The 13,947-nt window shown below is 64.3% G+C and carries 12 protein-coding genes and 1 pseudogene; 6 read left to right on the top strand and 7 right to left on the bottom strand.

Annotated elements, in window-relative coordinates; translation table 11 throughout:
- Positions 1-29 precede the first annotated feature (29 nt).
- The 6 genes from WIR04_RS10885 to WIR04_RS10855 form a co-directional block, all read right to left on the bottom strand.
- The gene (locus WIR04_RS10885) at positions 30-1,550 is read right to left on the bottom strand and encodes a hypothetical protein (protein WP_338892538.1); all 1,521 of its coding nucleotides are present in this window, start codon (positions 1,548-1,550) and stop codon (positions 30-32) included.
- Positions 1,551-1,579: 29 nt separating this feature from the next.
- On the bottom strand, positions 1,580-3,055 hold the full coding sequence (locus WIR04_RS10880; RefSeq protein ID WP_338886827.1) for a VWA domain-containing protein: 1,476 nt from the start codon (positions 3,053-3,055) through the stop codon (positions 1,580-1,582).
- 21 nt (positions 3,056-3,076) lie between these two features.
- Complete coding sequence (locus tag WIR04_RS10875) at positions 3,077-4,054, bottom strand: VWA domain-containing protein (protein WP_338886825.1); 978 nt, start codon at positions 4,052-4,054, stop codon at positions 3,077-3,079.
- On the bottom strand, positions 4,051-4,614 hold the full coding sequence (locus WIR04_RS10870) for a DUF4381 family protein (RefSeq protein WP_338886823.1): 564 nt from the start codon (positions 4,612-4,614) through the stop codon (positions 4,051-4,053). Before WIR04_RS10870 ends, WIR04_RS10875 begins: the two co-directional genes overlap by 4 nt.
- A complete protein-coding gene (locus WIR04_RS10865) occupies positions 4,599-5,489 on the bottom strand; it encodes a DUF58 domain-containing protein (RefSeq protein WP_338886821.1) in 891 nt (296 codons plus the stop codon). The genes WIR04_RS10870 and WIR04_RS10865 overlap by 16 nt, the downstream gene beginning before the upstream one ends.
- A gap of 123 nt (positions 5,490-5,612) precedes the next feature.
- Positions 5,613-6,563: an AAA family ATPase gene (locus WIR04_RS10855; RefSeq protein ID WP_338886819.1), complete on the bottom strand. Its 951-nt coding sequence runs from the start codon at positions 6,561-6,563 to the stop codon at positions 5,613-5,615.
- A gap of 194 nt (positions 6,564-6,757) precedes the next feature.
- Between WIR04_RS10855 and fadI the strand changes: the two genes are divergently transcribed.
- From fadI to WIR04_RS10825, 6 genes and pseudogenes are all read left to right on the top strand, one after another.
- Positions 6,758-8,068 (top strand): acetyl-CoA C-acyltransferase FadI, encoded by a 1,311-nt coding sequence (fadI, locus tag WIR04_RS10850; RefSeq protein WP_005325159.1) that lies wholly within the window; start codon positions 6,758-6,760, stop codon positions 8,066-8,068.
- A complete protein-coding gene (gene fadJ, locus WIR04_RS10845) occupies positions 8,068-10,215 on the top strand; it encodes a fatty acid oxidation complex subunit alpha FadJ (protein ID WP_338886818.1) in 2,148 nt (715 codons plus the stop codon). The genes fadI and fadJ overlap by 1 nt, the downstream gene beginning before the upstream one ends.
- Positions 10,216-10,506: 291 nt before the next feature.
- Positions 10,507-10,647 (top strand): TIGR02808 family protein, encoded by a 141-nt coding sequence (locus tag WIR04_RS10840; protein ID WP_005325161.1) that lies wholly within the window; start codon positions 10,507-10,509, stop codon positions 10,645-10,647.
- Between the two features lie 187 nt (positions 10,648-10,834).
- The gene (locus tag WIR04_RS10835) at positions 10,835-11,392 is read left to right on the top strand and encodes a YaeQ family protein (protein WP_025326907.1); all 558 of its coding nucleotides are present in this window, start codon (positions 10,835-10,837) and stop codon (positions 11,390-11,392) included.
- A gap of 568 nt (positions 11,393-11,960) precedes the next feature.
- Positions 11,961-12,788 (top strand): alpha/beta hydrolase, encoded by an 828-nt coding sequence (locus WIR04_RS10830; protein WP_338886816.1) that lies wholly within the window; start codon positions 11,961-11,963, stop codon positions 12,786-12,788.
- Between the two features lie 113 nt (positions 12,789-12,901).
- Positions 12,902-13,039: pseudogene (locus WIR04_RS10825) on the top strand (AEC family transporter); the annotation flags it as partial.
- Between the two features lie 226 nt (positions 13,040-13,265).
- On the opposite strand, the gene WIR04_RS10820 reads toward WIR04_RS10825, so the two are convergent.
- Positions 13,266-13,865 (bottom strand): hypothetical protein, encoded by a 600-nt coding sequence (locus WIR04_RS10820; protein ID WP_338886814.1) that lies wholly within the window; start codon positions 13,863-13,865, stop codon positions 13,266-13,268.
- Between the last annotated feature and the right edge of the window lie 82 nt (positions 13,866-13,947).

Genomic DNA, 13,947 nt, shown 5'->3' with positions numbered 1-13,947 from the left:
CCTTTTTCATGAGTGGTTTGGCGCAGGCGTCAAGGACGTGCCCACGCCAGTTTTCTGAGGACATAGGCTATCGCAAAAGTCTCCCTGGCGCACAGCGCCCGGGCCAGCCCCTGCCAGTCGACCCCTTGGCCGGCGGCGCCGGAGGCGGCAAAACAGGCCCTGTCCAGATCATCGAGTAGCGTGCCCATGGCGGGATCGCCATGGCAGGGCAGGCTGGCCAGGTGTTGGCAAGGCTGCCCCAAACGCAGCCCAGCCCAGGTCAGCAAGGCCCACCTGGCCAGATCAGGCTCCCGGGTCGCCAGGGCCCGTTGCAGCCGATAGAAGGCGAGCCAGCGCGGCCCGCCTTGCCACAGGGCGCGCAGCAGCAGCGCCCATAGCACCCAGAGGAGGCTCTCTGCGCCGGGCGCTTTGGCGGGATCGGAAGGGGCGGCGTCGCCCTCGATGTGCAGGGTCTGCGCCGGCAGCTGGGCCTGCTCGATGCGCCCGGTACTGGTGTTGAACCAGGAGAGGGTCACGGCGGGCAGGGTATAGCTGCCCGCGGCTTCGGCGGTCAGGGCCTGGCGCCACTGGCGCTCGAAGCGCAGCGCCCCCTTGGCCACGAAACGCTCCTGCTGCTGCTCGCCGTCCGGTTTCATCGAAAGACCCTGCGGCAATGCCGGGGCCGGGATCTGTGGCAGGCGGTTGCCATCCCCCCCCTCCATCACCAGGGTGAGGGTGCGGATCACCGGCTCCCCGACTTTGGCCCCCCTGGCCGGACTGAACTGCTGGCGCAGGACCAGGCTGCTCGCCACCGGCTCCACCGGTGCCTTGTCCACCTTGACGAAGAGGGTGGCAGCCCTGGCGGAGAGCAGATCCCCTGCGTCGCTTTGCGTGACGGTGTCCGGGTCCTGGGGCAATCGACCCTGGAAGCGGGGGGACTCCAGGGGATGCAGCCCGGGCTCCCTGGCCTGCAGCAGCCATTTGCGGATCAGGCGCCCGGGCATGCCGGGGCTGGCGGGGGACTCCCAGCGATCGTCGCCGAGGCGGCGTATGGTGAAGCCTTGACCGAGGGGCTCGCCGAGGTTGGGGGCCTCCATGTTGGCGGGCAGCCAGAGGTTCAGCTCATAGATGAAGGGTTGCCCCGGGTAGAGGGGGCCCTGATGCAGCACCCTGGCCTGCAGCTCAACGGGGGCGGGACGTGCCTCCGGCTGCGGCGTCAGGGTGCCCGTCCGGGGGCGCATCGGAATAGGTAGCGCGGGCGTCTGCTCGACGCCGAGTGACAGAGGCGGCACCTGGCGGGGGCTGGTCTCCAGCAGGTGAAGCGGGATCTGCCAGCGGATCAGGCTGCTCACCTGGGTGTTGACGCGGCTGATGCTGACCCGACCCACCGCAAACTGGCGCAGCAGGGGGAGCAGGCTGAGCTCGTCGCCCTTGAGCTCCCCGTCGGCTTCGATGACGAGCAGCCAGTCGCGATCGCTCTCCCCCGCCAGCAGCTCGGCGCGAGGGGGAGCGGCCTGCGCCTGGGTGGCCAGCAGCATGGCGAGCAGCCACCCGCCGCTTTGCCCCTTCATCAACCGGATGAGTGAACGCAGCCAGGGGATCACCAGGGCTCCTCCACCTTGAGAAGGGGACGGCGCTCGGCCTCCTTGCGCAGCCGCTGCTCCAGCAAGAGCACGGGGGGCGCCGGGGGGCGGGGGTTGTCCGAGGCGGCAGAGGGCTCGGGTGGCTCGCCGGTCTCGGGGGCCTGGGCAGCAGGGGTCGTCTGTGGGGGGCTGGCCCGCAGCAACGCCAGGTTATAGAGGGCGTCCCGATGCCCGGGCTCCCGCTTGAGGGCGGCCAGGTAGGCCTGCTCGGCCCCCATGAGATCCCCGAGCCACACCAGCGCATTGCCCCTGTTGTAGTGGGCGGTGGCGCTGTCGGCGCGGCCATAGGCGGCGACGGCCCTGGCATAGTCACCGGCCCTGTACCAGGCATTGCCCTGCCAGACGGGGTCCTGGAAGGCGCGGGCCGCCTCCTGATAGCGCCCCTGGGAGAAGGCTTGCCAACCCGGCGCCTCCTTGGCGGGCAACCAGGGGGCGGGCGCCGCCTGCAGGGGGATCGGGGGGAGTATCACCACCATGAGCAGCAGCAACCAGTGCGCGCCTATGCGGGCCAGCAGCGCCAGGGGCAGCAGAGGGAGCAGCAACCAGGGGCCGAGATCGAGGGACTGGACCCCGGTCTGGGTCTGGCTCATGGGCAGGGGGGTAAAGGTGGGGAGCCCGGCCTGCAGCCATTGCAGCCTTCCCCCTGTGCTGGCCGCGAGATCCGCCATGGCTGCGCCGTCCGGTGCCGGCAGAGTCTGCCCCAGGGTGCTGCCGAGTTGCCACCCCTCGGCGGGGGGCGGGGGCAGCACAGCGCGCTCGCCGGCATTGGCCAGCAGGATGTCGAGTCGGGGGGACGACGACTGCGGGCAGAAGAGGCTATCCAGACAGGGCCAGAGGGCGGCGATGCGCGCCATCTGGCTGTCAGATAGGCCGTCTGTGATGAGCAGCAGGCGTGCCTGCTGGCCCGGGGGGATCTGTGCCAGGGCCAGCGCCACGGCCCGCTCCGGCGCGCTGCCCTGAAGCGGCATGATGGCCGGGCGCAAGTCCGGCAGCAGCAGCGAGATGGCCTGATGATCCCGGGTGGGGGGCATGGCGAGGTAGGCATCCCCGGCAAACAGGATGAGTCCGAGGGGGTGGGGGGCCTGCCGGGCCGCCGCCTCGGCCAGCATGTCCTGAAGCAGCAAGCGCACCCGGGTCGCCCGATCCGGGGGCAGATCCCTAGCCTGCATGGAGCTTGAGAGATCCAGCAACCAGATGTCGAGGGCCGGGCTGCTGACGGTCTGGCTCTGCTGGCGCAGGGCGGGGCCCGCGAGAGCCAGGATCACCGGCAGTGTGGCCAGCCAGAGCCAGGGAATTGCCCTGCCCCGGGTCGGCAACAGATAGGCCTGCATGGCGGGGGCCAGCAAGGGGCGCTGCCGACGGCGGCGCCACCCCTGCCACAGCCAGGGCAACAGGGCCAGCAGCCAGAGCGGGCGCAGCAGCATCAGCTCCATGATGACGCTCCCTTTAGCCACTTATTCATGGGGCGGCTCCGGAGCTTTTCTGCCCGCTCGCCGCACCGGCCAGCGCAGTCGGGCCGGCCACACCAGCAGCAGCCAGGCCAGCGCCAGGGGCCAGGGGTAGAGCTCATGGTGGGGACGATAGAGGGTCTGCGGGCGGGCGGCCGGCTCCAGGGTGTCTATGGCCTGATTGATGGCCGAGAGATCGGCCTGGCTGCGGGTGCGAAAATAGCGGCCATGGCCAAGCTCGGCCAGTTGCTGCAACAAGGGTTCATCCAGCTCGGCGCTGGGATCTGCCCCTCCCAGGGGGGAGGCAAAGGTGTCGGGATCGGCTCCCACCCCCAGGGTATAGAGGCGGATGCCTGCGGCGGCGGCCCGTCTGGCTTCGGTCAGGGGCTCTGCGTTGCCCGCGGTGTTGCGCCCATCGGTGATCAGCAGCAGGGCGGTGGGACGGGCGGGGTCGGCGTGCTGGCGGGCCAGCAGTATGGCCTCGCCGAGCGCAGTGGTGCGCCCCACCAGATCGAAATCGAGCTCGCGGGTCAGTGCCAGCAGGGCCCGGGTCTCCTGGGTCAGGGGGGAGAGCAGGTAGGCGTGATCCGCAAAGACGATGAGGGCGATGCGATCGCCTGGGCGCTCGCCGATGAGGTGCGCTATCTGCTGGCGCACCGCAGAGAGGCGATCGCGCTGCTCCCCCTCATCCAGCATGTCCTGAGTGCGCATGCTGTCGGAGAGATCCACCGCCAGGATGAGGTCCCGGCTGGCCTGGTAGTGAATGAGGGGAGCCTCCTGCCACTGGGGGCGGCACAGGGCCAGTACCAGGGCGCACCAGCACAGGGCCATGCGCCACAAAGGCTGACCGGCCTGGGGCAGCAGCAGGGGGAAGCCGGCATGGGCCAGCCTGTCGCGGCCCGTGCGGGAGAGCTGTGGCAGTCCGAAGCGCACCAGCAGCGGCAATGCCAGGGCGAGGGCAAACCAGGGCCAGGCGAGGATCATCTGGCCCCTCCGCTGCGGGTGCGGCGCCACAGCACAGGGCGCGCCATCCAGCACGGTGCACTGACGCAGCGGCGCCCCCAGTTGAGGTAGGCAAGGCGCAGCCGCGCCCGCTGCGCCTCATCCGGCGTGTCTGAGCCATAGAGCCAGCCCGGCCACTGGCGGGCGAACTCGCCAAAATGGCTGCCCCCCCGGCGGTCGAGCCAGGCGAGCCACTCATCCCCTTGCAGGGAACGCGCCTCTGGCCAGCGGGCGATGGCCGCCTCTCTCAGGGCGGCGTGCAGGCCAGGCACCAGATCGGCGGCCTGCCAGTCTATCTGGCGTGCCCAGCGGCGCTGGCGCCACAGGGTGTTTATCGTGGCCCCGATCAGCAAGGCGGCGAGCAGGGCGATCAGCAGCCAGCCCCAGGCCAGCAGACGGGGATCGCTCGCGCTCTCCAGGGGAGGGCCCGGATGGATGTCGCGAAGCTGTCCCTGGATCTCCTGAAGCCGCGTCAGCGAGGAGATCTCCCCAGGCGGGGGCTGGAGAGAGGCGCTTTGGGCTGCGCTCAGAACAGACGGCATCCAGCCTCCTGCCACTGGCGTTGCAGGGGCAAGCCGTTGTCGAGGCGGTAGAGGCGCTGCACCAGGGGCAACAGCTGCTGCTGGCAGGCGTCGGCCTGCTGCCTTGCCGCCTCCTGGTAGCGCTGGCGAAAGAGGGTCTGTCCGGCGTCGAGCCAGCCGCTGCGCTTGCCCGATTGCACCGCCAGTTGCCCCTGCTCGGGCAGGGCCGCCTCCAGGGGATCTCGGATCTGCCAATAGTGGATGTCGTGGCGCTGGCCGAGGCGTTGCAACTGCTGGCTGAGCCCCTGATCAAGGGGCTGATGGTGGCTGATCAGCGTCAGTCTGGCGCCATGGGGCAGGCTGAGGCGCGCCAGGGTCTGGGCCAGGGAGTTGGCCAGGGGGGCGCGATCCAGCCCCGCCTCATAGTGGTGACAGAGCGCCTCCAGCAGGGGGATCAGGGAGTCACGCTGAGATTCGTGCCGGGTCTCGATCCCGTGGCAGACCAGGGTGTTTGCCTGCTTCTCCCCCTGCCAGAGCAGGGCGGCGGCGAGTTCGCAGCCGAGGCGGGCCTTGAGCTGGGGGCCCGAGCCGAAATACATGGCGGGGGAGAGGTCCAGCAGCAGCCAGTGAGCCTGCTCCTGCTCCTCGGCATACAGCCGGGTGTGGGGGCGCCCGAGGCGGGCGGTGACCCGCCAGTCGATGTGGCGCACCTCGTCCCCGGCCTGATAGAGGCGCAGCTCACGAAAATGCAGACCCGGCTGTCGCCCGAGTCGTCCTTGACGTGCCTGGTGAATGCGCGCCCGCTGACCCTGTCTCGCCCACAGCCGGATGGCCAGCAACTGGGCCAGGGGCAGGGCGATGTCGGGATGGGCGCGAGGATCAGCGGATCTGGTCATGGGCACCGATCATCAGGGACATGGAATAAGATCCAGCAGGCAGGCGATCAGGGTGTCGTTGTCGAGATTGTCCGCCAGGGCCTGATAGCTGAAGATTAAGCGGTGGCGATGAACGGCGGGCTGTCAGGGACATGGAATGGCATCCAGCAGACGGGCGATCAGGGTATCGTTGTCGAGATTGTCCGCCAGGGCCTGATAGCTGGGGATGAGGCGATGACGCAGTATGGCCGGCGCCAGTTGCTGGATATCCTCCGGCAGCACGAAATCCCGCCCAGCGAGCCAGGCCCGGGCGCGGGCGGCGCGGGCCAGGCCTATGCTGGCCCTGGGGCTGGCACCCACCGCAATGAGGGGCTCCAGCTCGGGGCAGAGGCCGCTGCCGCGGCGGGTGGCGCAGATCAGTTGCACCAGATAGTGCTCGAGCCGGCTCTGCATCTGCACCGCCTGTACCGCGCTGCGGGCCGAGATCAAGGCGGTCTGGCTCAGGGTCACGGGGGGCGGCGGCAGCTGTTCGCCCCCGGCGTTGAGCTGCAAGATGGCGAGCTCCATGGCGGGGCTGGGGTAATCCACCATGAGTTTGAGCAGGAAGCGATCGAGCTGGGCCTCCGGCAGGGGATAGGTGCCCTCCTGCTCTATGGGGTTCTGGGTCGCCGCCACCATAAAGAGCGGCGGCAGGCGCCAGCTCTTCTTGCCCACGGTGATCTGGTGCTCGGCCATGGCCTCCAGCAGGGCGGACTGCACCTTGGCCGGGGCCCGGTTGATCTCGTCCGCCAGCACCAGGTGGTTGAACAGGGGGCCGGGCTGGAACACGAAGCTGGCATCCTGGGGGTGAAACACCTCGCTGCCGGTGAGATCGGCAGGGAGCAGGTCGGGGGTGAACTGGATGCGGGCGAAGCGCCCCTCGACGGCGCCGGCCAGCGCCTTGACGGCCCGGGTCTTGGCAAGGCCGGGGGCGCCCTCGATCAACACATGTCCTTCACATAGCAAGGCGATCAGCAGCCCCTCGATGAGGGAGCCCTGTCCCAGGATCTGACTGCCAAGATAGTCCCCAAGCGCTCTGAATTCGGCCGCTGCCATGTAATGAACCCGTTGTTTTCATAGAAGTTGATCTTTTTATACTCCAGTTGGCCCCCAAGGGCGAGGGAGGGTGGCAAGATGGTGGCAATTTAGTTTCAATCAGCTGTATGAAAGTTGTGAGTGGATTGTTAAGATGTGGCGCAATGAGGTCAGACCTCTTCCTTTTAATCTTCTCGTTTAACCAAGGAGCCAGGATGAAACAGCCATTGAAACTGACGACTCGCCAGGGCGAACGGATTGCCGTCGTGGCGGGTCTGCGAACCCCCTTTGCCAAGCAGGCCACGGCCTTCCACGGCGTGCCCGCGGTGGATCTCGGCAAACTGGTGGTGAGCGAGATGCTCGCCCGCACCGATCTCGACCCCAAGCTTATCGACCAGCTGGTGTTCGGCCAGGTGGTCCAGATGCCGGAAGCCCCCAACATCGCCCGCGAGATAGTGCTCGGCACCGGCATGAGCGTCAGCACCGATGCCTATAGTGTCTCCCGCGCCTGCGCCACCAGTTTCCAGGCGGTGGCCAACGTCACCGAATCCATCATGGCCGGCACTGTCGACATCGCCATTGCAGGCGGCGCCGACTCCTCTTCCGTGCTCCCCATAGGGGTGAGCAAGACCCTGGCCCGCGCCCTGGTGGATCTCAACAAGGCGCGCAATCTGCAGCAGCGTTTCAATATTCTGCGTCGTCTGCGCTTGAAAGACTTGATGCCGGTGCCGCCCGCGGTGGCCGAGTACTCCACCGGTCTCTCCATGGGGCAGACCGCCGAGCAGATGGCCAAGAGCCACCAGATCAGCCGCGAGGCGCAGGACGCCCTGGCGCACCGCTCCCATACCCTGGCGGCGCAGGCCTGGGCCGAGGGCAAGCTCAGTGGCGAGGTGTTCACCGCCCACGTGCCCCCCTACAAGTCGCCGCTGGAGCGAGACAACAACATCCGTGAAAGCTCCGATCTGGCGAGCTACGCCAAGCTCAAGCCGGTGTTTGACCGGCTGCATGGCTCCGTCACCGCCGCCAACGCCACCCCGCTCACCGACGGCGCCGCCGCCGTGCTGCTGATGCGCGAAGGGCGGGCGAAAGAGTTGGGGCTGGAGCCGCTGGGTTACATCCGCAGCTTTGCGTTTTCCGCCATCGATGTCTGGCAGGACATGCTGATGGGTCCCTCCTATGCCACGCCGCTGGCGCTGGACCGCGCCGGCATCACGCTAGCCGATCTGACCCTCATCGACATGCACGAAGCCTTTGCCGCCCAGACCCTGGCCAACCTCAAGATGTTTGCCAGCGCCGAATTCGCCCGAGACAAACTGGGCCGGGATCAGGCCATCGGCGAGGTGGACATGGACAAGTTCAACGTCCTCGGCGGCTCCCTGGCCTATGGCCACCCCTTTGCCGCCACAGGGGCGCGCATGATCACCCAGACCCTGCACGAGCTGCGGCGTCGGGGTGGGGGACTGGGGCTCAACACCGCCTGTGCGGCGGGTGGGCTGGGTGTGGCCATGGTGCTGGAGGTTGAATGATGAGTGCTAAGACTTTTTCACTGGATATTCGCAAAGACGGCATCGGCATCCTCACCATGGATGTGCCCGGTGAGAGCATGAACACCCTGAAGGCCGCCTTCGCAGACGAGATCCGCTCCGTGCTGGCCGAGATAAAAGGGAACCGCGATCTGATCGGTCTGGTGATCGCCTCCGGCAAGAAGGACTCCTTCATCGCCGGGGCCGACATCAGCATGCTGGCCGCCTGCACCAGCGCCCGTGACGCCGAGACGCTGTCGCGGGAGGGGCAGGTGGTCTTCGCCGAGATCGAGGCACTGACCATACCCGTGATCGCCGCCATTCACGGCCCCTGCCTCGGCGGCGGGCTGGAGCTGGCGCTCGCCTGCCATGGCCGGGTGGTGACCGAACACGGCAAGACGGTGCTGGGCCTGCCGGAAGTGCAGCTCGGCCTGCTGCCGGGCTCCGGCGGTACCCAACGCCTGCCGCGCCTCATCGGGGTGGCCAAGGCGCTGGATCTGATGCTGACCGGCAAGCAGGTCAGGGCCAAGCAGGCCAAAAAACTGGGACTGGTGGACGATGTGGTGCCCCCTTCCATACTGCTGGAGGCCGCCATCAAGTTGGCGAAGAAGGGCAAGCCCCGCCATCAGCTGAAGCGGGATCTGCAAGCCAAGGTGCTGGAGACCAATGCCCTGGGTCGCAAGGTGCTGTTCGATCAGGCCCGCAAGGGAGTCAAGGCCAAGACCCGTGGCAACTACCCGGCCCCTGAACGGATCCTCGAGGTGGTGCGCATCGGCGTGGAGGAGGGGATGCAGGCCGGCCTCGCCGCCGAGTCCCGCCACTTCGGCGAGCTGGTGATGACGGCGGAATCCGCCGCCCTGCGCTCAATTTTCTTCGCCACCACAGAGATGAAGAAAGAGGTCAGCTATCAGGGGGCCGAGCCGCGCAAGGTGGCCCATGCCGCCGTGCTGGGCGGAGGCCTGATGGGGGGCGGCATCGCCTTCGTCACCGCCACCAAGGCCGGGGTACCGGTGCGGATCAAGGACGTAGGGAGCGCTGGCATCGGCAACGCCATGCGCTACAGCTATGACCTGCTGGCCAAAAAGCTCAAGCGCCGCCAACTGCTGCGCAGCGAGCTGGAGAAGCAGATGAGCCTGCTCACCGGCACCCTGGACTACGCCGGCTTCCACCGGGTGGACATGGTGGTGGAGGCGGTGTTCGAGGATCTCGCCCTCAAGCACCAGATGGTGGCGGACGTGGAGCGCGAGTGCGGTGAACACACCGTCTTTGCCTCCAACACCTCCTCCCTGCCCATCCACCAGATAGCGGCCAATGCCGCCCATCCTGAGCGGGTGGTGGGGCTGCACTACTTCAGCCCGGTGGACAAGATGCCGCTGGCCGAAATCATCCCCCACGCCGGCACCAGTGCCGAGACGGTGGCCACCACCCTGGCGTTTGCCCGTGCCCAGGGCAAGACCCCTATCGTGGTCAAAGACGAGGCCGGTTTCTACGTGAACCGCATCCTGGCTCCCTACATGAACGAGGCGGCGCGCCTGGTGCTGGAAGGGGAGCCGGTGGAGGTGCTGGACAGTGCCCTGCTGGACTTCGGCTTCCCGGTGGGCCCCATCACCTTGCTCGATGAGGTCGGCATAGACGTGGGGGCCAAGATCTCCCCCATCCTCGAGAGAGAGCTCGGCGGCGAGCAGTTCCAGGCCCCCAAGGCCTTTGACAAGCTGCTGCAAGACGATCGCAAGGGGCGCAAGAACGGCAAGGGCTTCTACCTCTACGGCAAGGCGGCGCCGCGCAACCGCCTCACCGGCAAGGAGGGCAAGAAGACGGTGGACGAGAGCGTCTACGCCGTGCTCGGGGTCAAGGTGTCGCCCAAGCTGGCCCGCCAGGAGATCGCCGAGCGCTGCGTGCTGCTGATGCTCAACGAAGCGGCCATGGCGCTCGACAGCGGCGTGGTGGCCTCGCCCCGTGACGGCGACATCGGTGCCATCTTCGGCATCGGCTTCCCGCCCTTCCTCGGCGGCCCCTTCCGCTACATGGACAGCCTCGGCATCGATCATTTGGTGGGGCGCCTCGAGCACTACCAGAAGCGTCACGGCGATAGGTTCGCCCCCTGTGCCCGGCTCAAGGCGATGGCGGCGGAGCAGCAGCGCTTCTACTGATCCGCACTTCTACTGATCAGCGGCGAGCAGCCAGGAAGAGACGCGAGGCGACCCCGGGGTCGCCTCGCTTTTTTTGTCTGAGCGGGGGGAGGGAAGGGGAGAACTCTCGCTGGCATGGGCAAAAAAGCGGCACATCAGGGGCCAAATCATTGATCTGGCGCAAACTGGTGCCCCATTTATTACTTTGGTGGCATAGGACTCAGGCGCCGGTTGAGGTCAAATAGCCTTATCAGGAACGGGGACTACCCCGTCACCAAAGGGACACCCATTTCACTGGATGAAGGACACACTATGAGTCTGCTTGAACAAACCATCTGGAACATATTGGGATACGGGGCCATGCCCTTTATCTTCCTGAGCGGCTTCGTGGCCGTGGCAGTGACCTGCTGCCTGCTGCTCAATGCCTTCGGGGTCAAGTCCGCCGAGAAGTGAGTCACTCTCGTTAATGCCGTCAAATGCCAGTCCTCGGACTGGCATTTGTTTTATGTGTCTTTTAACGCATTTATCCAGGCGCAGCGGGGGAAAACTGTGGTCAATATGGTCGAACCCGGCGCCAATTTTGATTACACTGTCGCGCAGTTTTCCGGCGCGTTCGCCCCTTCAAGGTATCAAGGTTTCTATGGCTCTCAAGGCAACCGTATTCAAGGCCCAACTCAGTCTGTCCGACATGGACCGCCATCTGTATCAAGATGTCTCCCTCACCCTGGCCCGCCACCCCTCCGAGACCGACGAGCGGATGATGATCCGGCTGGCGGCCTTCGCCTGGCACGCCGCCGAGCGACTGGAGTTCACCAAGGGGCTCTCGGCGGACGACGAGCCCGAGCTCTGGCGCAAGAACTATTCCGACGAGATCGAGCTCTGGATTGAACTCGGCCAGCCCGACGAGAAGCGCCTCAAGAAGGCATGCAACCGCTCCCGCCAGGTGGTGCTCTATCTCTACGGTGGTCGTGGCACCAGCGTCTGGTGGAAACAGAACCAGGGCAAGCTGAGTCAGCATGACAACCTGACCGTGATCGAGCTCTCCGACAGCCAGACCCTGCCCCTGACCGCCATGGTGGAGCGCACCATGCACCTCACCTGCACCATCTCGGACGGCCAGCTCTGGGTCAGCAACGGCACCCTGGAGGTCACCCTTGACCCTGTTGTGCTGATGGGGCGCGCCGCCCGGGAGCTCTGAGCCGGACACCATGTTCGAGCCGCGCCTAAGGGGACGCTGCTGGTCAGGACGGCGATAGCGCCTCCTTCTATGTGCAGCGGCCTGCGGTGGTACAAGGTTGGCATCGATAGCAACGGCGGGGAGACCCGCCGTTTTGCTGCCTGTAGCGCACACCCAATCATGCTCATCGAACCTGCGGCCCCGACCATGCTCCTGAACCGGGGTTATCAACCCGGGCCTTGTCTACCGGCGCGCTCCGGGGATGGATCGCCGTCCGTCAGGTTATTGGCCTCCCATCGCCCCTTCTGGGTTCCACCACATTCGATCCAGCGGCTGATGGCAGAGGCGCCACTCCGTGCATATGCTTGTCCACGACCTGACATCAAGATCTGACGATGTCGTGCATCACGAGTTCACCAGATGACTGCCGTTCGGTACCCAGGGGGTAAACCATCACCGAATGGCGTGTCCGATCTCCTGCCAAGGCAAGCATATCGCCCCAGCTACCCGTGCAAAAGAGTTCCGGGAGTGATATTCCGGCCGCATACGGCGCAATCCCCATTCACCCCAACAGGAAGGAACGGATAGCATGAGCAGCTACATCACCACGGATGATGGCACGCAGATTTTCTACAAAGACTGGGGCCGCGGTCAGCCCATCGTGTTCCACCACGGCTGGCCGTTGAGTTCGGACGATTGGGATGCGCAGATGCTGTTTTTCCTCGCCAAGGGTTACCGCGTCATCGCCCACGACCGTCGCGGTCATGGACGCTCAACCCAGACAGACACCGGTAATGAGATGGATACTTATGCCGCCGACGTGGCCGCGCTCGCGCAGCACCTCAACCTGAAGAACGCGGTGCATATCGGCCACTCCACCGGCGGTGGCGAAGTCGCGCGTTACATCGCCCGGCATGGTGCCGGCCGCGTCGCCAAGGCGGTATTGATCGGCGCGGTGCCACCGATCATGGTCCAGTCCGGGAAGAACCCGGGAGGGCTGCCGATTGCGGTGTTCGATGGCTTCCGCAAGGCGCTGATCGACAACCGCGCACAATTCTACCTCGACGTGCCGAGCGGTCCTTTCTACGGTTTTAATCGGCCTGGCGCGCAGCTGAGTCAGGGCGTCATCCAGAACTGGTGGCGGCAAGGCATGGCGGGTGGTGCCAAGGCGCACTATGACTGCATCAAGGCGTTTTCCGAGACCGATTTTACCGAGGACCTCAAGGCGATCGATGTGCCGGTGCTGATCATGCATGGCGACGACGACCAGATAGTGCCGATCGCCGACTCTGCCTTGCTCAGCGCCAAGCTCGTTCGCACAGGCACGCTCAAGGTCTACCCGGGCCTTCCCCACGGCATGTGCACCACCCATCCCGACCAGATCAACGCCGACCTGCTGGCCTTTATCCAAAGCTGAACTGTAACCGGCCACCGAGAATGAAAAAAACGGGAGCAGCCGAAAGCGAGTGGGATCTCGTGGGACAAACTCAAGGCTGACTGGGCTTAGAGGGGGATCGGGGGGGCAGACAGGCGGTATTGAGTGACTTGCTCTGTGAGCAGTACCAGTGCCAGCCCGACAAGGTGGCAAGCATAGTGCGGGGTGGCAATGCGCTCTCGGTGCTGGTGATCCCCCTGGCGATCCGGCTGGCGCTGCGTCTAGGGGGCTGACCCGATTCTGTTTTCAAGGACGCCTGATGGCGTCCTTTTTATTTCTATCTCGAATGTCCGATTAATCTTCGATAATCGAACTAAGGCCTTGGGATAGAGTATTTATTAGAAAATGGAGAATAACGGGGAGTTCCACCATGTTCTTATGAACATGATTTATTTTAATTGGAGTAGCTAGCCGAATAAAAATTAGTTAGCTTTTAACTCCCCCATATTAAGTTTAAGCCTAACTTGGCGTTTTAAGTACGAGATACTGGACTAAAGTAATTAGAATATATACAAGACTGCCGAGTCCAGCCATCATTAAAAACTGTCCAGTCTTTATCTTCCATTGCTCGACATGTCTAAACCAAACTATTGATACATTTTTTGCAGTGCATTCTGCACATCTTACAAGTAGCACATGAGGAAGTTCACCGTTTATCGCCATGATTTCAAGACCAATCTCTTCTTTTGGAGACAAATTTTCAAATATAAGGGAGTGACGACCATCATCCGCACTTCTCTGCTCAAAGTGTCTTACTGGCCAGAGGTTTAAAAACTGTGGCTTATAATTAAATACAAGTTCAACTTTATTTGCAGTCTCTCTACCTATATTAATTATTTTAATTGATGCGGTGTTGACTAATTGTTTTGAACTTACCTCAATTCCATTAGCATCACGTAATGGTTCTGGCACAAGAAAAGAAAATGAATGTGGACTTGCCCAAATCAACTTTGCTCTAGCTTTGATGCCAACATTCAGAAACCAAGTGACGAAGGGAACTATTAAAGCAATTATTTCTTTGCCATATGTTTGGAAAATATCCATAGCTTGTTCATCCATTAATTAGACACATTTTTATTAATTTCTTAAGCAATCAAATGACAGTGCTTTTAACATATTATTGAAGCCTGTTCGGGCGCAA

Origin of the sequence: Aeromonas rivipollensis (genome assembly GCF_037811135.1) — a bacterium.
GTDB classification, from domain to species: Bacteria; Pseudomonadota; Gammaproteobacteria; order Enterobacterales; family Aeromonadaceae; genus Aeromonas; species Aeromonas rivipollensis.
The sequence above is the reverse complement of the archived record's forward strand: the minus strand, read 5'-3'. Positions and strand labels throughout refer to the sequence as shown.